Raw genomic sequence first — 20668 nt, 5'->3', positions numbered from 1 at the left:
GTGAGGGCGTCCCCGGCTGGGCCGGGGGCGCTCCTCGCCTCAGAGCCGCCAGTTGACGCTGCGCGGCGGGCGGTAGGAGCAGGACGAGCCCGTGCCGACGGACTCCCGCAGATGCGCGGCCAGTTCGGGGTGGAGGGCGTCCAGCTTGCGCAGGGTGTCGCGGATCCGGGCGGTGACGGTCTTACGGGCCCGCTCGGCCTCGTCCCCCAGCCGACGGGTGCGGCCGCCGAGCCCGGCGGCGGTGCGCAACTCGTCGAGCAGCGCGGACCGTTCGCGGTCGAACTCCGCGGCCCGGCGGTCGTCGCCCAGCTCGCCCGCGCGGTCTATCTCCATGTCGAGCCGCTCGAGCCGCCGCCGGTAGCGGGCCTTGGCCTCCTCGTCGAGCACCGGGTCCGCACCGAACCGGGCCGCGGCGACGACGGCTTCACCGCCGGCGGGATCCAGCAGAACCACGGCGGGCAGATCGTCGCCGGGGTGCCCGAGCAGGGTGTGCAGATCCCGCAGCCCCTTGGCATCGGGCACATGGACGACCCGTCCCGCGAAGGCGAGGGCCCATACGGCTCCGTCCCGGCGGAACTCGCCGTGGGGTATGGGGGGTTGGGCGACGGGGCCGCTTCCACCCGGGCGGGCGGCTTGACGCTCGGTGCCCGCGCCCGCGCCGGCGTCCCCGGTGCCGGGGGCGTCGGCTGTACGGGCGTCCCCGGTGCCGGGGGTATCGGCTGTACGGGGGTCCCCGGTGCCTGGGTGGGCGGGTGCGCTGGGTTCTTCGGTGCCGGGATGAGCGGGTGCACTGGAGTTCCCGGTGCCGTGGTGAGCGGGTGCACCGGGGTGACCCACCTCCACCCCGTCCAGCAAATGCGTCAGCCCCAGTTCCACCGCGTCCTGCCGCGTTCGCGCGAGCAGTTCCCCCTGCCCCTCCCCCTCCACGCGCTCCCCCAGCACCCCCACCAGCGCCGCCCTCGCCCGCACCGACCACGGCCTTGCCCGCAGCCGGTCCGCCGATTCGTACGCCGACGTCAGCGCGGCGACCGCCTCGGCCCGGTGGCCGCGTGCCGCTGCCAGCACGCCCAGCCAGAGGTCGACAGGGCCGCTGATGTCGCAGCCGTACAGCGAGACGACCCACTGCCCGGCATACGGCGAGAACGCGGACGCCGCCTCCTCGATCCGTACCGCGTCACCCGACGCCGCCGCCACCTGGGCCCGCAGCCGCATCCACAGCGGTGCGAATACCCGTGGAATCGGCTCCGGCCCGGCCGCCAGCTCGTCCGAGAGGCGCAGTGCGAGGCCGCCGTCGCCGCGCTCGGCGGCCGTGATGCCCTCAAGGAGCCGCGGATACGGATGCCCCACTTCCGCCAGCCCGGCCACCACCGTCTCCGCCTCGTCGAAGCGCCCCTGGAGCAGGAACAGCGCCCACTGCATGTGCGACACCAGGAAGGAGAACGCGGCGTGCTCGTGCCGCAGCCCCGCCACCTCCGACAGATGGTCGCCCGCCTCGGTGAACCGGCCGGTCAGCGCGGCGACCAGGGACTGGTCGACGGCCATCCCCAGCTCGAAGCGGCGCAGCGCCGTCCGCTCGGCGAGGGCCACGAAGGTGCGCAGCTGGTCGAGGTAGCGCGGGTCGCCCCGCTCCAGCAGCGTCACCCAGCGCATCGCGGTGGCGTGCAGCTCCATGTCGCGGTTGTGCGTACGCCGGGCGACCGTGGCCATCTCGTCGGTCAGCGTGAGCCGTTCCTCCGAGGTCCCGAGGCCCCAGATCGAGTCGTGCCGCGCCCACAGGGAGAACGAGAGCGCGTCGTCGTCCTCGCCGCGCCGCGCCAACGCCGTGGTGCGCACGGCCAGTTCCTGCGCGATCCGCTCAGAGGACAGCCCCGCCAGATCCTCACCACTGCCGCCGATCAGGGCCCGGTGCGCCTCCCGCAGCAGCCCCGCCGCCCGGGTCCGGTTGCCCGGCACATGACCGTTCTGGTGGAGGGTGATCGCGACGCGGGCGAGCAGCTCGGGCTCGCGCACCTCGCGGGCGAGCTCGACGGCCCGGTCGAAGGACCGCCACGCCTCGTCGTCCTCGCCGTTGTGACGGAGTTCGACGCCCAGGTCGAGGGCGATCAGCGCGGCCCGGCGGGCATCGTCGCCCGCGGCCTCCATCGCCCGCCGGTAGTGGCCGGCGGCCTCCTCGCCGGCCAGCCTGCCGGACGCGTCCCGGGCGGCCGCAAGCAACAACTCCACCCGGCGGTCGCGTTCCAGCTCCTCGCCCGCCAGATACGCGTGCCGCGCCAGATCGGCGGGGAAGATCTTCTCGCTGAGCGCCGGTGAGCCGTCCAGGGCCCTTACGACATCGGCGTGCCGAGTCCGCGCCTGCGCCTCCTCCAGCGCCTCGTACAGCGTCTCGCGTACGAGATCGTGGGCGAAGGCGAACCGGCCGCCCGTCCGCGCCGTCACCAGCCGCGCCGCGACCGCCCGCTCGAGGAGCCGGTCCACATGCGGCACCGGAGCCGACGCGGCCGCCGCGAGCATCTGGCGGTGGAACTCCCGGCCCAGCACGGCCGCCGTGACCAGCAGACTGCTCACCGGCTCCGGCAACAGCGCGAGCCGCCGCCGCACCGCCTCGCGCACCCCCGGCGCGACCGTGGTGACGGGGCTGCCGCTGTGCCAGATGCGGGCGGTCTGCTCGACGAAGAAGGGGTTGCCGCCGGTGCGCCGGTGCACCTCGTCCACCAGGGCGGGCTCCGGCTCGACGCCCGCGGTCAGCGCGATGAGCGCACCCACCTCGTCGCGCTGCAGCCCGGTCAGAGTCAGGGTCGTCGCGGCCCGCGCGGCCAGCGGCAGGATGAGCTGCTGGAGCGGGTGGTCGGCGGCATCGACCTCGACGTCGCGGTACGTCCCGATCAGCAGCAGCCGCTCGAACCAGGCGTGCTGCGCGGCGAATTCGAGGAGCTTGAGGGAGGCCGGGTCCGCCCAGTGCAGATCGTCCAGTACGACCACGAGGGGCCGTTTCTGCGAGACGGTGACCAGGGCCGTCGTCACCGCGTCGTAGAGCGGGAAGCTCTCCCCGCCGCCGTCCCCCTCGCCCGGGGCCTCGCCGAGCAGCACCGCGAGCCGCCCGCCCGCGGCCTTCTCGGCGTCGGCCCACTCTTCGTCGCCCACCCCGCGCCGCAGCCCGCGCACCACCTGGACCCAGGGCCAGTACCCGGGCGCGCTCTCCGAGTCCCAGCAGGACCCGCCGAGCACCAGCGCACCGCGCCGCCGCGCCTCGTCGGCGGCATCGGTGACGAGCGATGTCTTGCCGATACCGGCCTCGCCAGTGACCAGCACCAGGCCCCCGTGGCTGTCCGTCGCCCGGTCGATCTCCGCCCGGAGGACGCCTGCGGGGTGGTCGCGCCCGATGAGTGCAGGGGTCATGCCGAGAACCATAGGAGGCGGCACTGACAACCGACATCCGGAGCGGGACCTGGCCTGTGTACGACCTGCGACCTAGGCGATACGGGTTGCGGGCACGAGGCCGTCGGCCCTGACGGCCACGCCGGTCATCAGACCCGCGAGCTCGCCGCCCGCGCGATCGATCCGGGTCGGCAGTGTGTCGGTCAGCGCGTCACCGGTACCGCCCCAGTCCTCCGACGCCGCGTACACCGCCGTCGGCACGACCAGCGCCCGCAGATACGCGAAGAGCGGACGCAGCGCGTGCTCCAGCACCAGCGAGTGCCGGGCCGTGCCACCCGTCGCCGCGATCAGCACCGGCTTCCCGGTGAGCGCGTCGGGCTCGATCAGGTCGAAGAACGACTTGAACAGCCCGCTGTACGAGGCCGTGAAGACCGGCGTGACCGCGATCAGGCCGTCCGCCTCGGTCACCGCCTCGATCGCCTCGCCGAGCGCCGGCGCCGGAAACCCGGTCACCAGGTTGCTGGCGATCTGTACGGCGAGCTCGCGCAGTTCGACGACCTGTACCTGCACGTCCGTGTCGACGTCGGCCGGCTCGACGAGCCGGCTGCGTACGGACTCCGCCAGCCGGTCGGCCAGCAGCCTGGTCGACGACGGCACGCTCAGCCCGGCCGATACGGCCACCAGCTTCAGGGTCTGCATGGTCATGCCTCCTTCGTACGTGCGGCGTGGGCAGGGTGCAGCGGGGCGGTCTCCGGCACTCCGGCCGGCCGCAGGTTGGCGAACTCCTTGCGCAGGACTGGCACGACTTCCTCACCGAGGATGTCGAGCTGCTCCAGCACGGTCTTCAGAGGCAGTCCCGCGTGGTCCATCAGGAAGAGCTGGCGCTGGTAGTCGCCGACGGCCTCGCGGAAGCCGAGGGTGCGCTCGATGACTTCCTGCGGGGACCCGACGGTCAGCGGGGTCTGCTCGGTGAAGTCCTCCAGGGAGGGGCCGTGTCCGTAGACGGGCGCGTTGTCGAAGTAGGGCCGGAACTCCGCAATCGCGTCCTGGGAGTTCTTGCGCATGAACACCTGCCCGCCGAGCCCGACGATGGCCTGCTCGGGCGTGCCGTGGCCGTAGTGGGCGTAGCGCTTGCGGTAGAGGTCGACCATCTTCTTGGTGTGTGACATGGGCCAGAAGATGTTGTTGTGGAAGAAGCCGTCGCCGTAGTACGCGGCCTGCTCGGCTATCTCGGTGGAGCGGATGGAGCCGTGCCAGACGAACGGCGGTACGCCGTCCAGGGGCCGTGGCGTGGCGGTGAAGCTCTGCAGCGGGGTGCGGAACTTGCCCTCCCAGTCCACGACTTCCTCGCGCCACAGCTTGTGCAGCAGGGCGTAGTTCTCGATGGCGAGCGGAATGCCGTGGCGGATGTCCTTGCCGAACCAGGGGTAGACCGGCCCGGTGTTTCCGCGGCCCATCATCAGGTCGACGCGGCCCTCGGCCAGGTGCTGCAGGACGGCGTAGTCCTCGGCGATCTTCACCGGGTCGTTGGTGGTGATCAGCGTGGTCGAGGTGGACAGGATCAGGTTCTCGGTGCGCGCCGCGATGTGCCCGAGGAGCGTCGTCGGGGACGACGGGACGAAGGGCGGGTTGTGGTGCTCGCCGGTCGCGAAGACATCGAGTCCGACCTCCTCGGCCTTGAGCGCGATGGCGACTGTCGCCTTGATCCGCTCGTGCTCGCTCGGCGTACGGCCCGTCGTCGGATCGGCGGTCACATCGCCGACCGTGAAGATGCCGAACTGCATGGAGGCCACCTTTCAGGTAGGGATCGAGTCCTGGTTGGTTGAATCTTGAACCAAACCCTACAACGGCGACCCCGGCCCCCCTATTCCGGGTCCTCGTACCCTGGTGCGGGGGACCGACCACGGACGTACGTGACCACGGACGTACGTGACCACTGACGTATGTACGGACCGGCTGGAGGCCTGTCGTGAGCGAGAGCGAGAGCTGGAAGGAGCGCGGTGTGATGCTGCGGGTCTTCGTGTACGTCTTCGCCACCCACCTCTTCGCCGGTTTTGTGTGGCTGCTCTTCTACGTCGGCGAGCACGCGCAGAAGTAGGCCTCAGCTCGGTCCCGCGGCGCTTGCGAACAGCTGGCGGAAGGCGTCCGCCGAGTCCGTGCCCGACCGCCCGAATGGCGCGTCGAAGTCCCACACGAGGAAGAGCAGAAAGGCGATCAGGGCGCTGAAAAGACCGGCCAGCAGCAGCTCCCTGGGGGTGCGGCCGATCTGCAGCGTGAAGATCAGGCCGACCGTCACCAGCGCCCCGGTGATCAGGCCGAACCACACGACCCCGGGCAGCGTCTCCCCGGCGTTCTGCGCCCGCGCGTTGCGCGCGTCGTCGGCGACGGCGACCTGGTCGAGCATGGGCTGGTACGCCTGCGTCTCGAGCTCGTTGGCCGGCGCCCGCTGTGCGATGTCCGCGCGTACGGCGCCGAGCAGTTCCGCTCCCCGCCCGGACAGCTCGTTGTGGGCGACCATCCTCGGCCACTCCTGGTGGACGACGTGGGAGACGTAACGGTCGATGTCCGTACGGAGCTGCGCCTGGACGCCGGCCGGGTAGACCGCGGCTCGCTGGGTGACCTCGTGCAGCGCCTGTGCCTCGCGGCGTACGTCGTCCTGCGCGGCGCTGCGCGCCTCCCAGACGCCGGCGATGGCCAGACCGAGCACGATCGCGTACACGACGCCGACCATCATCGTCATGTATTCGAGGACGTCGGGGGTCTCGGGGGCGTCGTCCTCCTCCGCGGCCCCGGCCTTGTTCAGCCGGTACTGCCTGAGCAGGGTGATGACGAGGACGACGGCACAGGCGGCGGCCATCGCGGCGGCCAGGACCAGCCATTCCGACATGAGGTTCTCCGAATGGGGTGCGGGGAGAGCGGCGAGGGTGTGGATCAGGCGCGGCCGCGCCCGCCGGCGGACCGTGATCGGGGCCGCAGCAGCGCCGCGGCGAGCACGGCCGGGGTGGTGGTGACCAGCAGCAGGACCACGAGGGGAGTGCCGGAGTCCTCCGGCTTCCCGGTCGCGCGGCGGTAGTTGCGTACGGCGACGACGTGCCGCGGCTCGGGTTTCGTACGGGCGACGGGTGCGGGAGCCGTCGCCGGAGCCTGCTCAGGGGCTTTCTCGGGAGGGGGTTCCGGGGCGTCCCGCGGGGGCGGGGGCCGTTCGGCAGGTGGCGCGGCCGGCGTGGGAGACGTGGGAGACGTGGGGGGAGGCTGTGTGGGAGGCGGCGATGTGGGAGGCGGCGACGTCGGAGCCGGTGCCGGAGTCGGTGCCGGAGTCGGTGGCACGGGCTGCGTAGGCGACGGAGTCGGTGTCGGAGTCGGAGTCGGCGGGCAGCTCCCGAATTGAACCGACACCGATACGGACACCACCGATACGGACGCCGTCACGCACACCGGCGCCCCGATCCCGATCCCCTGCGATCCGAGAATCGCCGCGACCCCCAGTGCGCTGAACTGCTCCCATCCCGCCACATGAGCACGCTAACGGTGCGTGACCTGGGCGAAGGGCCAATATCACCCGTACGACTGATTAGCACACTCGTCGGACAGGTGGACGGCGGAGGCTGGGGGATTGGTTTTGCACCTTGTTGCACAATCGCTCTGGGGCGGCTACAACTGGACCGTCGACCCCTGCGCGAGGAGGCGCCCCGATGAGCCCGACCCCGTACCCGCATCTGCTGAGCCCGCTCGATCTCGGGTTCACCACCCTGCCCAACCGGGTGCTCATGGGCTCCATGCACGTCGGCCTCGAAGAGGCGGAGCGCGGCTTCGAGCGGATGGCAGCCTTCTACGCCGCGCGCGCCCGCGGCGGCGTCGGCCTGATCGTCACGGGCGGCATCGCCCCCAACGACCGGGGCCGTCCGTACGAGGGCGGCGCCAAGCTCACCACCGAGGCCGAGGCGGAAAGCCACCGGACCGTCACCGCAGCCGTACACGCCGAGGGCGGTCGGATCGCGATGCAGATCCTGCACTTCGGCCGGTACGCGTACCACGCGGACCTCGTGGCGCCGAGCGCCATCCAGGCCCCCATCAGCCCGTTCGTACCGCACGCCCTGACCGACGCCGAGGTCGAGGAGACCATCGACGACTTCGTACGGGCAGCGCAGCTGGCGAAGTCCGCGGGCTACGACGGCGTCGAGATCATGGGCTCCGAGGGCTACTTCATCAACGAGTTCATCGCGAGCGCCACCAACCACCGCACCGACCGCTGGGGCGGCTCGTACGAGAACCGGATACGACTCCCGCTGGAGATCGTCCGCCGTACGCGCGAGCGGCTCGGCCCGGACTTCATCCTGATCTACCGGCTGTCCATGCTGGACCTGGTGCCCGGCGGCTCCTCGCTGGAGGAGGTGATCACGCTCGCCAAGGAGATCGAGGCGGCCGGCGCGACGATCATCAACACCGGGATCGGCTGGCACGAGGCCCGTATCCCCACCATCGCGACGTCGGTGCCGCGCGGCGCGTACACGTGGGTGACGAAGAAGCTGATGGGGTCCGTGTCCGTGCCCCTGGTGACCAGCAACCGCATCAACACCCCCGATATCGCCGAGCAGTTGCTTGCCGAGGGGCGCGCGGACATGGTGTCGCTGGCCCGCCCCTTCCTCGCCGACCCGGACTTCGTCGCCAAGGCGAAGGCGGACCGCGCGGAGACCATCAACACCTGCATCGGCTGCAACCAGGCCTGCCTGGACCACACCTTCAGCGGGAAGATCACCTCCTGCCTGGTCAACCCGCGGGCCTGCCACGAGACCGAGCTGGTCCTCTCGCCGACCCGGCTGCGCAAGCGCGTCGCGGTGGTCGGCGCGGGGCCTGCCGGGCTCGCCTGCGCGGTCTCGGCCGCCGAGCGCGGACACGAGGTCACGCTCTTCGACGCGGCGGACGAGATCGGCGGGCAGCTGAACATCGCCAAGCGGATCCCGGGCAAGGAGGAGTTCAACGAGACGCTGCGCTACTTCCGTACGCAGCTCGAACTGCACGGCGTCGAGGTGCGTCTTGGCGCCCGCGTCACCGCCGGTGACCTCTCGTCGGCCGCGTACGACGAGATCGTCGTCGCCACCGGGGTCACGCCACGGACCCCCGAGATCCCGGGCGTCGACCACCCGAGCGTCGTCAGCTACCTCGATGTCCTGCGCGACGGAGCGCCCGTCGGCGAGCGCGTCGCGGTGATCGGCGCGGGCGGCATCGGCTTCGACGTCGCGGAGTTCCTGACGGACGGCGGCGAGGGCGCGAGCCTGGACGCGGGGACGTACTTCCGGCAGTGGGGCGTCGACACGGAGTACAGCGCCCCGGGCGGCCTGACTGCCCCCGACCGCCCGAAGCCGCCGCGTACCGTCCACCTCCTCCAGCGCAGGACGAGCAAGGTCGGCGCGGGTCTCGGCAAGACGACGGGGTGGATCCACCGTACGGAGCTCAAGCACCGCGGGGTGACGATGACAGCCGGCGCGACGTACGAGCGGATCGACGACGAGGGCCTGCACGTGAGTGTCGACGGGGCGAGGCGGGTCCTGCCCGTCGACACGGTCGTGCTGTGCACCGGGCAGGAACCGCAGCGCGGGCTGTACGAGGAGCTGAGCGCCGCGGGCCGGCCGGTGCACCTGATCGGCGGGGCGGATGTGGCGGCGGAACTGGACGCGAAGCGGGCGATCGACCAGGGCACACGCCTCGCGGCGACGCTCTGACGCCTCCTGCCTAGGATGCGGGCCATGTCCCTCCCGCACGCGATCCTCACGGCTCTGCTCGAAAAGCCCTCGTCGGGGCTGGAGCTGACCCGCCGTTTCGACAAGTCGATCGGCTACTTCTGGTCGGCCACGCATCAGCAGATCTACCGCGAGCTGGGGAAGCTGGAGCAGGCGGGCCAGATCCGCGCGCTGCCCTCCGCGCAGCCGACCCGCGGGCAGAAGAAGGAGTACGAAGTCCTGCCCGCGGGCCGCGAGGAGCTGACCGCGTGGGTCGCGCGCTCCGAGGACCCGAAGCCGGTCCGCGACCCGCTGCTGCTGCGGCTGCGCGCGGCAGGGGTGGTCGGCAGCGCGGGCCTGGAGGCGGAGCTCGGCCGTCATCTGGCGCTGCACCAGCGGCAGTTGGCGCAGTACGAGGCGATCGAGACGCGCGACTTCCCGCCGGAGCGGCAGTCGACGGAGCAGGACAGGCTGCGGCATCTGGTGCTGCGGGGCGGGATCGAGCTGGAGACGTTCTGGACGAAGTGGCTGACGGAGGCGCTGACCGGCCTGAGGCCCGGGGCTCTCGACGAACGGGGTGCCGGGTGTCGGTCCTCCGTGCCGGGGGTGACCGGCGCCGCCGGGACGGAGTAGGCCGAAATGCGACACCTGACGGCCCGTGAGATTGTCGCGGCGTGACGGTTTCCTTGATCGCCGCATTCTCCGCGGCCGCGCTCGCCCTGCTGTTGAAGTCTGTCTTCGGCCTCTGTCGCGCCGTCGGCAGCACCGACCCGTCCGCGGAGGCCCACTCCGTAAGGCTGGCGCTGTACGGCTGCGGCATCGCCGTGCTGACGCTGGGCCTGTTCATCGCCCTGGCGTGAGGGGACGCCCGCCGGACTGTCAGTGGATTCAGTGGGGATGACGTCATCGTCACCGCATGGGACTGCTGGCCGCCAAGTGGCTGGTGAACCAGTCCCTGGCCAGGTCCGCGACCTCGTCCAGGGCGCCGGGTTCCTCGAAGAGATGCGTGGCGCCCGGGACGACCTCGAGCCGGTTCTCGCAGCGCAACTCCGCCTGGGCCTGGCGGTTGAGGTCGAGCACCAGCGTGTCGCGGCCGCCCACGATGAGCAGCGTGGGTGCGCGTACGTCTGCGAGGTGCGGCCCGGCGAGGTCGGGACGGCCGCCGCGGGAGACCACGGCGGCGATGTCCGTGTCGGTGTCGCTGTCGGCACCTGAAGAACCTGAAGAACCTGAAGAAGCGGAGGCGCCGAATGACGCGGCGGCCCGCAGCGCAGCCGCGGCTCCGGTGCTCGCCCCGAAGTATCCGATCCGGGCCGACTCGCGCTCCCGCAGCCAGCGGGTGGCGTCCGCCAGCCGCCCGGCCAGGGTTTCGATGTCGAAGACGTTCGCCCGGTCGGCTTCCTCGGCCGAGGTGAGCAGGTCGAAGAGCAGGGTGCCCAGGCCCGCCCGGTTCAGGGCGGCCGCCACCAGCCGGTTGCGCGGGCTGTGCCTGCTGCTGCCGGAGCCGTGGGCGAACATCACGATCTCCTCGGTGCCCCGAGGCAGGGTGAGATCCCCGGCCAGCCGGACCCCGCCGGCGTCCACCTCGACCTCGGTCTCACCTCCGGCCCGGTCCTCGTTTCCCCCCGCGGCCGCCTGCGCGAGCAGGGCGACGACCTCCTCGTCGGGGGTCTGGGAGAAGTCCTGGTACCACTCGCCGACTGCCCGGAACGCCCTCGGCGTGGACAGGCACACCACTTCGTCCGCCTCTGTGCGCAGCCAGGCGAGCGCGTCCGAAGGCGCCACCGGCACGGCCAGCACCACACGGGCGGCGCCCTGCGCCCGTACCACCTCGCACGCCGCCGCGGCCGTCGCGCCGGTCGCGATCCCGTCGTCGACGACGATCACCGTACGGCCGCCGATGGCCGACCGCTGCCGGTCCGCGCGGAACCGCTTCGCCTGCCGTGCGAGCTCCGCCTCCTCGGCGTGCTCGACCGTTTCGAGTTCGTCCCGGCCGACTCCGCTGCGGCGGACGATGTCGTCGCTGATGACCCGTACCCCGCCCTCGCCGATCGCGCCGTACCCCAGCTCGCGGTGGTACGGGACCCCGAGTTTGCGGACCACGATCACATCGAGTGGTGCGCCGAGTGCCTGCGCCACCTGGAAGGCCACCGGTACTCCGCCTCGTGGCAGGCCCAGGACGACGGGATTCTCCCCCCGTACGTGCCGTAGCGCTTCGGCAAGTCGGCGTCCCGCGTCCATGCGATCGGTGAACAGCACAGCGGTTCACTCCCATCCCTTTCGTAATAACCCCATTTGTGACTGTTTCGCAAGCGGGAGGCGAGCCGGCGATACGGTCGGTCGCATGGAACGAATCGGAGCGGTCCTGATCGACATCGACGGCGTGCTCACGGTGTCCTGGAAGCCGCTGCCCGGCACCGTCGAGGCCATGGAACGGCTGCGCGCCGCCGGCCTTCCGCTGGCGCTCGTCACCAACACCACCTCACGGACCCGCGCGTCGATCGCCGCGAAGCTGGCAGGGGAGGGCTTTCCCGTCGGCGTCGACGACATCCTCACCGCACCCGCCGTCACCGCCGCGTACCTGCGGGAGCACTACCCGGGGGCCCGCTGTCTGCTGCTCAGCGGCGGCGACGTCCGTGACGATCTCGAGGGCGTGACACTCGTCGACGGGAGGGAGGATGCGCCCCCGGATGTGATCGTCTTCGGCGGCGCGGGCGACGAGTTCAGTTACGCGGCCCTCAATGCCGCCTTCCGCCATGTGCAGCGCGGCGCCGCGCTGGTCGCCATGCACCGCAACCTCTACTGGCGTACCGCGGACGGGCTCGACCTGGACACCGGCGCCTTTCTCCTGGGGCTGGAGCGAGCCGCCCGGGTCGAGGCGGAGATCACCGGCAAACCCGCCGCTTCGTTCTTCGCCACCGCCCTGGCGCACCTTGGCGCCACGGCGTCCGAAGCGCTGATGGTCGGCGACGACATCGAATCCGATGTACTGGCGGCGCAGCGCAGCGGAATCACCGGCGTACTGGTCAGGACGGGCAAGTACCTGCCCGAGACGCACCGGGCGGCCGACGGCACACCGGACCACGTGCTCGACTCGTTCGCCGACCTTCCCGGGCTGCTGGAGCACGAGTGACTCGGCTGCATCGGGGCCGGGTCAGCCGGCGTGCTGCCCCAGCATCTTCCCCATCGCGGCAAGCACGGAGGGCGCGACCCGGTAGTACACCCAGGTGCCGCGCCGCTCGGAGGTGAGCAGGCCCGCCTCCCTGAGCTTTTTCAGATGGTGGGAGACGGTCGGCTGCGAGACGCCGACGTCGGAGATGTCGCAGACACAGGCCTCGCCGCCCTCGTGGGAGGCGATCGCCGAGAACAGCCGCAGGCGCACCGGGTCGCCGAGCGCCTTGAACATGGCGGCGGTGCGGACCGCCTCCTCCGCCGAGAGGGGGCGCTCGGTCAGCGGCGCGCAGCACGGCTCGACATCCAGGTCGGCATCCGGCTCCAGCAGCGGCAACGCCTTTACATTCGACATACGTCTATGTTGACACATGTCGAACCAGTGACCCAAGGGCTCGTCGCGGGAAACCGGTCAGCCGACGCGTCAGAGCCGCTTGAACGGAGCGTCAGAGCCAGCCGTTGCGGCGGAAGCTGCGGTGGAGGACGAAGCAGGCGATGACCATGACACCGAGAACGAGGGGGTATCCGTAGGTCCAGCGCAGCTCCGGCATGTGGTCGAAGTTCATGCCGTACACACCGCAGACCATGGTCGGCACGGCGATGATCGCCGCCCATGCGGTGATCTTGCGCATGTCCTCGTTCTGGGCGACCGTCACCTGCGCGAGGTGGGCCTGGAGGATCGAGTCGAGCAGGGCGTCGAACGAGGTGATCTGCTCGGTGACGCGGGCCAGATGGTCGGCGACGTCACGGAAGTACGGCTGTATGTCCGGGCCGACCGGCGGCATCGGCTGGGTGGCGAGGGCCTGCAACGGCCGGCCCAGCGGCGCCACCGCGCGCTTGAGCTCCAGCAGTTCGCGCTTGAGCTGGTAGATGCGGCCGGCGTCGCCGCGGCCCGCGTGCTCGGTGAAGACGGTGCTCTCGACGGCGTCGATGTCGTCCTGTACGGCGTCCGCCACGGCGAGGTAGTCGTCGACCACATGGTCGGCGATGGCATGCAGTACCGCGGCCGGGCCCTTGGCGAGCTGCTCGGGGGTGTCCTCCAGGGCCTCCCGGAGCGGGCCGAGCGAGCCGTGCCTGCCGTGCCGGACAGTGATCACGAAGTCGAGCCCCGTGAAGATCATGAGCTCGCCGGTGTCCACCACCTCGCTGGTGGCGGTGAGCTCCTCGTGCTCGACGTAGCCGCAGGTCTTGAAGACGGCGAACAGGGTCTCGTCGTACCGCTCCACCTTGGGCCGCTGATGGGCGACCACCGCGTCCTCGACGGCCAGCGGATGCAGGCCGAACAGCTCGGCAACCCCGGCGAACTCCGTTTCGGAGGGCTCGTGCAGCCCGATCCAGACGAAGCCGCGGCCGGACTTGCGGACCCGCCGCTGCGCCTCGTCCACCGGGCCGGTGTCGGGCTGCCGTACGCCGTCCTCGTAGATCACGCAGTTGACCACCGTGCTGCCCAGCGGGGAGCGAGCCGGGTGGCTCAGGTCCACGGTCCCGCGGTAGGCGCGGCGCACGGCGCGGCGGAGATTGCGGATCATCGGCACAGCAGGCTCCTTCGGACAACCAGTCGAACAGTTTGCCACCGCCCGACCGGTGACAAGCGACCGGTACATCTGACCGGGGGTTGTTCGACCCCAAGCAGCTGATCAAGTCCTTCCCGGACGCGATGCGCAAGCTCGACCCGCGCGTCATGATCAAGTCCCCGGTCATGTTTGTGGTGCTGATCGGCTCGGTCGTCACCACCGTGCTGGCGCTGAAGGACCCGACCGAGTGGTTCGGCTGGGCGATCGCCGCCTGGCTGTGGCTGACCACGATCTTCGCCAACCTGGCGGAGGCGGTGGCCGAGGGCCGGGGCAAGGCGCAGGCCGACACCCTGCGCAAGGCCAAGACCGACACGGTCGCGCGGCGGCTGACCGGCAAGGTCGAGGAGCGGGTGCCCGGCACCGAGCTGCGCGGCGACCTGGTCGTCTGCGAGGCCGGCGACATCATCCCCGGCGACGGAGACGTCGTCGAGGGTGTGGCTTCGGTCGACGAGTCGGCCATCACCGGTGAATCGGCCCCGGTCATCTGTGAGTCCGGCGGCGACCGCAGTGCTGTCACCGGCGGCACGAAGGTCCTCTCCGACCGCATCGTCATCAAGATCACGACGAAGCCCGGCGAGACCTTCATCGACCGGATGATCGCTCTGGTCGAGGGCGCTGCCCGGCAGACGACGCCCAACGAGATCGCGCTCAACATCCTGCTCGCCTCGCTGACCATCGTCTTCCTGCTCGCGGTTTCACGTTGCAGCCGTTTGCCAAGTACGCGGGCGCCGAACAGTCGCTGATCGTGCTGACCGCCCTGCTGGTCTGCCTGATCCCGACGACCATCGGCGCGCTCCTCTCCGCGATCGGCATCGCGGGCATGGACCGGCTGGTGCAGCGCAACGTCCTGGCGATGTCCGGCCGCGCGGTCGAGGCCGCGGGCGATGTGTCGACCCTGCTGCTCGACAAGACCGGCACGATCACCCTCGGCAACCGTCAGGCCGCCGAGTTCGTCCCGGTCAAGGGCACGACGGATGCCGAGTTGGCGGACGCCGCCCAGCTCTCCTCGCTGGCCGAGACGCCCGAGGGCCGCTCCATCGTCGTCCTGGCGAAGGAGAAGTACGGCCTGCGCGAGCGCCACCAGGGCGAGCTGGCGCACGCCGACTGGGTGGCTTCACCGCGCAGACCCGTATGTCCGGCGTCGACCTCTCCGAGGACGGCGAGGCCCGTAAGGTCCGCAAGGGCGCGACCTGTTCGGTGATCGCCTGGGTCAAGGAGCGCGGCGGCAGCGTCGTCGAGGACGCCGACAAGATCGCAAACAAGATCTCGGAAGACGGCGGTACGCCGCTGCTCGTCGCCGTCGAGGACGACAAGGGCGCCCGCGTCCTGGGTGTCATCCACCTCAAGGACGTCGTCAAGGACGGCATGCGGGAGCGGTTCGACGAGCTGCGCCGTATGGGCATCAAGACCGTCATGATCACGGGTGACAACCCGCTGACCGCCAGGGCGATCGCCGAGGAGGCGGGCGTGGACGACTTCCTCGCCGAGGCCACGCCCGAGGACAAGAGGGCGCTGATCAAGCGCGAGCAGGCTGGGGGCAAGCTCGTCGCGATGACCGGCGACGGTACGAACGACGCTCCGGCGCTGGCCCAGGCGGACGTCGGCGTGGCCATGAACACCGGTACCTCGGCCGCCAAGGAGGCCGGGAACATGGTGGACCTGGACTCCAACCCCACCAAGCTGATCGAGATCGTCGAGATCGGCAAGCAACTCCTCATCACCCGGGGAGCGTTGACGACGTTCTCGATCGCCAACGACGTCGCGAAGTACTTCGCGATCATCCCGGCGATGTTCGCGGTGGTCTACCCGGGCCTGGACAAGCTGAACATCATGCAGCTGGCCTCGCCCGAGTCGGCGATCCTGTCCGCGGTCATCTTCAACGCGCTGATCATCATCGCGCTGGTGCCGCTCGCCCTGAAGGGCGTGCAGTACCGGCCGACCAGCGCGGACAAGATGCTCCGCCGCAACCTCGGGATCTACGGCCTGGGCGGCCTGATCACGCCGTTCATCGGCATCAAGCTCATCGACCTGATCATCTCCCTCATCCCTGGCATCGGGTGACGACCATGAACAACTCCGTAGGAAACACCGCCCGGTTGATCGGGGCCGGGCTGCGCGCCCTGCTCGTTCTGACGATCGTCTGCGGCGTCATCTACCCGCTCGCCGTCACCGGAGTCGCGCAGGCCCCGTTCAGCGGCAAGGCCAACGGCTCCGAGATCAAGTCCGGGGGCAGCGTCGTCGGCTCCGAACTCATCGGCCAGCGCTACGACCTGCCGCTGAAGAAGGGCGAGGAGACGGCCGCAACCGACCTGAAGTGGTTCCAGCCGCGCCCGTCCAACGGCCTGGGCTCCAACAGCGTCAACACCCAGTACAAGCTGATCCTGTCCGGCGCCACCAACCGGTCCGGCGACAACGCGGACCTGATCAAGTGGGTCACCGATGCCAAGGCCGCCGTCATCAAGGACAACTCGGTGAAGGGCAACAAGGTCAAGCCCTCGGACGTGCCGGCCGACGCCGTCACCTCCTCCGGCTCGGGCCTGGACCCGGACATCTCCCCGGAGTACGCGAAGCTCCAGGTGCACCGGGTCGCCGAGAAGAGCAACCTCTCCGTGGCCGAGGTCGACAAGCTTGTCGACGAGAACACCGACGGCCGGATCCTCGGCTTCATGGGCGAGCCCACGGTGAACGTCCTCAAGCTCAACATCGCACTGAAGGCACTCATCGAGAAGTGATCGTGTTCTGGGCAGCGGCAGACTCGGTCCGCCGCTGCCCAGGGCTCAGCCGCAGGTCAGGATGGGCGCTGCCCAGTCGGCGTGGTCGTAGTTGACGCCGTCGCCGCTGTCGGTGACGACCAGTCTCAGCTCCAGGCCGCCGGTGAGATCCGCCGTGAGCGTCCTTGCGGCGTCGGCTCCGGTGTGGCGGCCGCTGTCGGCGACCTTGGTGGCGTCCCGGTAGATCTGGAAGACCACCGACCCGTTCGTACCGCCCGACTCGTCATCGATGCCGACGGTGGCGGTGAGCTTGGTGCAGCTGCCGCCGAGGTAGTACGTGATGTCGCTCGCCGCGTGTGTGCCGAGGCCCTTGGCGTAGGTGGTGCCGTTGAGGGTCAGGGTGCGGCCGTCGCCCGCGGCCTTCTCGCCGTTGCTGCGGTCGCGCTCCACCGGCCCCCAGCCGTTCGCCGACGAGGCCCATGTGAGGTCGCTGAGCGCATGGCTGCCGGCCGCCGGGCCGCTGCCGCAGACCAGCTTGGCGTCCGCCCAGTCGGCGTGGTCGTAGTTGATGCCGTCGCCGCCGTCGGTGACGACCAGCCTCAGTTTCGTACCGCCGGTGAGGTCGGCGCTCAGGCGCCTGGGCGGATCGCTCGCCGTGCGCACGCCGCTGTCGGCGACCAGGGCGGCGTCGCGATAGACCCGGAAGACGACCGATCCGCCCGCCGTCGACTCGTCGTCCACGCCGACGTCGACGGTGAACGACCGGCAGCTGCCGCCCAGGTGGTACGTGATGTCGCTCGCCGCGTGTGTGCCGAGGCCCTTGGCGTAGGTGGTGCCGTTGACGGTGAGGGTGCGGCCGTCGTCCGCGGTCTGCTCGCCGTTGCTGCGGTCGCGCTCCACCGGCCCCCAGCCGTTGATCGCCGACGTCCACGGCAGATCGCTGACCTGCTGGATCCCGGCGGGCGGCGGTACCGGAGCGCCCGGCGTCACCCGGTACATCACGGTCCCGTGGGCGGGCACCGAGGCGCTGATCGTGCCCGTGGTGGTGCCGGTCTGCTTGGACCACAGGTCCTTGAGCGCGTACGAGGAGGCGCCGCCGATCCCGATCGCCTCGACCGTCGTCGAGATCGTCTTCGCCGAGGTCGTCTCATTGGTCAGCGTCACCGAACGGCTGCCGTCGGCCAGGGGCTTCGACATCACCACAAGACCGCCGGAGCTCGACACCACCGTGCCCTGCTTGCCCAGACTGTCCTGGTCGACCGCGATGACGTCGGTGTTCTTCAGGATCGCGAGGGTCGCGGGCGCGGCGCTGCGCAGATCACTGCCGATCAGCAGCGGCGCGGCCATCTGCGCCCAGAGGCTGAAGTGGGTGCGGTACTCGGTGTCGGTCATCCCGCCGTTCCCGACTTCGAGCATGTCGGGGTCGTTCCACGCCCCGGGCTTGGCGTACGGCGCGAGCCCCTGGTTCTGGTGCGCGATGCCGATCATGCTGGACCAGGAATCGCTGATGTCCCCGGTCGTACGCCATGAGTTGCCGACGTCCGCCGCCCAGTTCCAGGGCTGGTTCTCCCCCCACTCGCAGATGCTGTAGAGAATCGGCCGCCCGGTGGCCTTCAGGGCGTTGGCCATGGCGGTGTAGCGCTGCTTGGCGTCGGCGCCGGTGTTGTTGCAGTTGTCGTACTTCAGGTAGTCCACGCCCCAGGACGCCCACAGGTTGGCGTCCTGCTGCTCATGCCCGAGGCCGCCCGGAAAGCCTTGTACGTCGCAGGTCTTGGTGCCGGCACTGGAGTAGATGCCGAACTTGAGCCCCTTGGAGTGCACATAGTCCGCAACTGCCTTGATCCCATTGGGGAAGCGGACCGGATCGGGGACGAGGTTGCCGTTCGTGTCGCGCTGCGGCAGGGCCCAGCAGTCGTCGATGTTGACGTAGGTGTACCCGGCGTCCTTGAGTCCCTGGGACACGAAGACGTCGGCGATGCCCTTGACCATGGCCTCGTTGAACTCGGCCCGGCAGTGGGTGGAGTTCCAGTTGTTGAACCCCATCTGGGGCGTACGAGCGAGCCCATTGTCGACGGCGGCGGCGGGCGGAGCGGCGTCTGCGGGGGGAGCGGCGGCGACCTGCCCGGTGACGGCGACGGCCGCGCCTGCTGTGAGGAGCGCGAGCGTCGTGGCGACGGCGGCCAGACGGGCGCTGAGGGGGGTGTGCCGTTCGGCGTGCATGTGCGGCTCCGAGGGGGGTGATTGGCGCACAAACAAACGGGGACGAACGAAAGCCACCACATCTCAGCGCCACGCCAGGTCCATGTCAAGACATCGCGCACGCACCGCCGGGACGAGGCAGCCCAGGCCCCTTTATCCCGGATATAGGTGCGAAAGGGGCACACTGAAGGGAGAAACACGGCGGCAGGGCTCCGTCTGGAGGGTGATCACATGGCCGGTCGGACGACGGTGGGTAAGGGGCCCCGGTCCCGCTACGCCCCGGATCGGGGACTCACCACACGCATGGTGACGACGATGTTCCTGATCGGGCTGGTCTACGTGGTCTTCGTGGGTGTGCTGCTGGCCGTTCTGCGCGGCTCGTGGCCGATCATCCTGGTGATCGCGGGCGGGCTGTTCATCGTTCAGTTCTGGTTCAGCGACCGCATCGCGGCCTTCAGCATGGGCGCCCGCGAGGTCACCCCGGAGCAGGCGCCGGAGCTGCACGGCGCCGTCGACCGTATCTGCGCCCTCGCCGACATGCCCAAGCCGCGCGTCGCGATCGCCGACAGTGATGTGCCGAACGCCTTCGCCGTCGGCCGTAACGAGAAAACCGCCCTGGTGTGCGCCACCACCGGCCTGCTGCGCCGCCTGGAGCCGGAGGAACTGGAGGGCGTCCTCGCGCACGAGCTGTCGCACGTCGCCCACCGCGATGTCGCCGTGATGACCATCGCGTCGTTCCTCGGCGTCCTCGCGGGCGTGATGACCCGTGTCGCGGTCTGGGGCGGCTTCGGCCGGCCGGACAGCAGCCGCGACCCCAACGCCGCGATCGCCATGCTGCTGATACCCGTGGTCAGCGCGGCTGTGTACGTGCTCAGCTTCCTGCTGACCCGGCTGCTCTCCCGCTACCGCGAGCTCTCCGCCGACCGCGCCGCCGCGATGCTGACCGGCCGCCCCTCCGCGCTCGCCTCCGCGCTCACCAAGGTGACCGGCGAGATGGCGACGATCCCGACGCGGGACCTGCGCAAGGCTGAGCCGTTCAACGCCTTCTGGTTCGCGCCGGCCTTCTCCTCCAAGGAGAGCCTGAGCAGGCTGCTCTCCTCGCACCCGACGCTGGAGCAGCGCCTGGACCAGCTGGGCAGGATCTCGGCGCAGCTCGGCCGCCCGTGACGACGAACTGACCCGTGACGACGAACTGACCCGTGACGACGAACTGACCCGTGACGACGAACTGACCCGTGACGACGAACTGACCCGTGACGACGAACTGACCCGTGACGACGAACTGAGGTTCATTCGTGGGACTCCTCGACACCATCCTCGGCCGCAGCAAGCCGGTACGCCCCGACCTCGACCAGCTCTTCGGCCTGCCCGCCGCCGCGATCACCCTGCAGGCGGGCGCCGGATTCACCCCGACCGGTGTCGGCTCGGTGTGCTTCGCCAGCGTCGAGGGCGGGGTCTTCGCCCAACTCCAGGAGGACGTAAGGGAGTTGCTGGACGCGGACACCGGCCGCGGCGGCATCCCGGTCGAGTTCAGCCAGGACACGTACGGCTACACCTGGCTCCTCGCCCGCCAATCCGCCGGCGACACGGCCTCCCTGGTCAACGACCTGCACGCGGTCAACACCCTCCTCGAGGACGCCGGTTTCGGCCCGCAGCTGCTCTGCTCCCTGATCGCCTTCCGCGAGGCCACCGGGGATCGCGCGCTGGCGCTGGTCTACCTCTACAAACGCGGCACCTTCTACCCCTTCGCGCCGCTCCCCGGAACGACGGAGAAGCGCGACAACGCCCTGGAACTCCAGGCGAGGGCGCTGCTCACGGACGACCTGCGCATCGAGACGGACCTGGCCCGGTGGTTCCCGGTGTGGGGAGCGCCGGGGCTGGGCGGGACGGGCCACGTCCCCACGACGGATCTGTAGCCGAG

General features: G+C 70.4%; 17 protein-coding genes and 1 pseudogene. 9 read left to right on the top strand and 9 right to left on the bottom strand.

Translation table 11 applies throughout. The features are described 5' to 3' along the window. Positions 1–39: 39 nt before the first annotated feature. The 3 genes from QFZ67_RS18585 to QFZ67_RS18575 all read right to left on the bottom strand — a co-directional run bounded on the left by QFZ67_RS18585 (position 40) and on the right by QFZ67_RS18575 (position 5159). Entirely contained in the window at positions 40–3396 is a 3357-nt protein-coding gene (locus QFZ67_RS18585) for an AAA family ATPase (RefSeq protein WP_307662213.1), read from the bottom strand. A gap of 72 nt (positions 3397–3468) precedes the next feature. Next, positions 3469–4080 (bottom strand): FMN reductase, encoded by a 612-nt coding sequence (locus QFZ67_RS18580; RefSeq protein WP_307662212.1) that lies wholly within the window; start codon positions 4078–4080, stop codon positions 3469–3471. Continuing rightward, entirely contained in the window at positions 4077–5159 is a 1083-nt protein-coding gene (locus QFZ67_RS18575) for an LLM class flavin-dependent oxidoreductase (protein WP_307662211.1), read from the bottom strand. Before QFZ67_RS18575 ends, QFZ67_RS18580 begins: the two co-directional genes overlap by 4 nt. 185 nt (positions 5160–5344) lie before the next feature. On the opposite strand from QFZ67_RS18575, the gene QFZ67_RS18570 reads away from it, so the two are divergent. Further along, complete coding sequence (locus QFZ67_RS18570) at positions 5345–5473, top strand: DUF6126 family protein (RefSeq protein WP_307662210.1); 129 nt, start codon at positions 5345–5347, stop codon at positions 5471–5473. A 3-nt stretch (positions 5474–5476) separates the two neighbouring features. On the opposite strand, the gene QFZ67_RS18565 is transcribed toward QFZ67_RS18570, so the two are convergent. Both QFZ67_RS18565 and QFZ67_RS18560 read right to left on the bottom strand, forming a co-directional pair. Continuing rightward, positions 5477–6262, bottom strand: coding sequence for a hypothetical protein (locus tag QFZ67_RS18565; RefSeq protein WP_307662209.1), 786 nt, complete (start codon positions 6260–6262; stop codon positions 5477–5479). A gap of 261 nt (positions 6263–6523) precedes the next feature. Beyond that, positions 6524–6808, bottom strand: a complete 285-nt coding sequence (locus QFZ67_RS18560) for a hypothetical protein (RefSeq protein ID WP_307662208.1) — start codon at positions 6806–6808, stop codon at positions 6524–6526. Between the two features lie 259 nt (positions 6809–7067). Here QFZ67_RS18560 and QFZ67_RS18555 point away from each other — a divergent pair, with 259 nt between their 5' ends. Genes QFZ67_RS18555 through QFZ67_RS18545 form a run of 3 tightly spaced genes read left to right on the top strand, consistent with a single transcriptional unit; the run spans position 7068 to position 9952 of the window. Then, positions 7068–9095: an NADPH-dependent 2,4-dienoyl-CoA reductase gene (locus tag QFZ67_RS18555; RefSeq protein ID WP_307662207.1), complete on the top strand. Its 2028-nt coding sequence runs from the start codon at positions 7068–7070 to the stop codon at positions 9093–9095. A 24-nt stretch (positions 9096–9119) separates the two neighbouring features. Then, positions 9120–9725: a PadR family transcriptional regulator gene (locus QFZ67_RS18550; protein ID WP_307662206.1), complete on the top strand. Its 606-nt coding sequence runs from the start codon at positions 9120–9122 to the stop codon at positions 9723–9725. Between the two features lie 41 nt (positions 9726–9766). Continuing rightward, entirely contained in the window at positions 9767–9952 is a 186-nt protein-coding gene (locus QFZ67_RS18545) for a hypothetical protein (RefSeq protein ID WP_307662205.1), read from the top strand. Positions 9953–10001: 49 nt separating this feature from the next. Here the strand turns inward: QFZ67_RS18545 and QFZ67_RS18540 are convergent, their stop codons facing one another. Next, on the bottom strand, positions 10002–11351 hold the full coding sequence (locus tag QFZ67_RS18540; protein WP_307662204.1) for a phosphoribosyltransferase family protein: 1350 nt from the start codon (positions 11349–11351) through the stop codon (positions 10002–10004). 85 nt (positions 11352–11436) lie between these two features. On the opposite strand from QFZ67_RS18540, the gene QFZ67_RS18535 reads away from it, so the two are divergent. After that, positions 11437–12225 (top strand): HAD-IIA family hydrolase, encoded by a 789-nt coding sequence (locus tag QFZ67_RS18535; RefSeq protein WP_307662203.1) that lies wholly within the window; start codon positions 11437–11439, stop codon positions 12223–12225. Between the two features lie 21 nt (positions 12226–12246). Here the strand turns inward: QFZ67_RS18535 and QFZ67_RS18530 are convergent, their stop codons facing one another. Both QFZ67_RS18530 and QFZ67_RS18525 read right to left on the bottom strand, forming a co-directional pair. Beyond that, the gene (locus tag QFZ67_RS18530; protein ID WP_307662202.1) at positions 12247–12618 is read right to left on the bottom strand and encodes a helix-turn-helix transcriptional regulator; all 372 of its coding nucleotides are present in this window, start codon (positions 12616–12618) and stop codon (positions 12247–12249) included. A gap of 91 nt (positions 12619–12709) precedes the next feature. Further along, positions 12710–13792: a magnesium and cobalt transport protein CorA gene (locus QFZ67_RS18525; RefSeq protein ID WP_307662201.1), complete on the bottom strand. Its 1083-nt coding sequence runs from the start codon at positions 13790–13792 to the stop codon at positions 12710–12712. Positions 13793–13875: 83 nt separating this feature from the next. Between QFZ67_RS18525 and kdpB the strand changes: the two are divergent. Then, positions 13876–15898 (top strand): annotated as a pseudogene (kdpB, locus tag QFZ67_RS18520) (potassium-transporting ATPase subunit KdpB); the annotation flags it as partial. 5 nt (positions 15899–15903) lie between these two features. After that, positions 15904–16569 carry a potassium-transporting ATPase subunit C gene (locus QFZ67_RS18515; RefSeq protein WP_307662200.1) on the top strand — a complete coding sequence of 222 codons (666 nt, stop codon included), beginning with the start codon at positions 15904–15906 and terminating at the stop codon, positions 16567–16569. A 45-nt stretch (positions 16570–16614) separates the two neighbouring features. Here the strand turns inward: QFZ67_RS18515 and QFZ67_RS18510 are convergent, their stop codons facing one another. Continuing rightward, complete coding sequence (locus tag QFZ67_RS18510) at positions 16615–18768, bottom strand: NPCBM/NEW2 domain-containing protein (protein ID WP_307662199.1); 2154 nt, start codon at positions 18766–18768, stop codon at positions 16615–16617. Between the two features lie 210 nt (positions 18769–18978). Between QFZ67_RS18510 and htpX the strand changes: the two genes are divergently transcribed. Beyond that, positions 18979–19914, top strand: coding sequence for a zinc metalloprotease HtpX (gene htpX, locus QFZ67_RS18505; RefSeq protein ID WP_307662198.1), 936 nt, complete (start codon positions 18979–18981; stop codon positions 19912–19914). Between the two features lie 128 nt (positions 19915–20042). Further along, positions 20043–20663 (top strand): hypothetical protein, encoded by a 621-nt coding sequence (locus QFZ67_RS18500; RefSeq protein ID WP_307662197.1) that lies wholly within the window; start codon positions 20043–20045, stop codon positions 20661–20663. The last annotated feature ends 5 nt before the right edge of the window (positions 20664–20668 follow it).

Source organism: Streptomyces sp. V1I1, from assembly GCF_030817355.1.
GTDB lineage: Bacteria > Actinomycetota > Actinomycetes > Streptomycetales > Streptomycetaceae > Streptomyces.
This window is presented reverse-complemented; position numbering and strand designations above follow the sequence as displayed.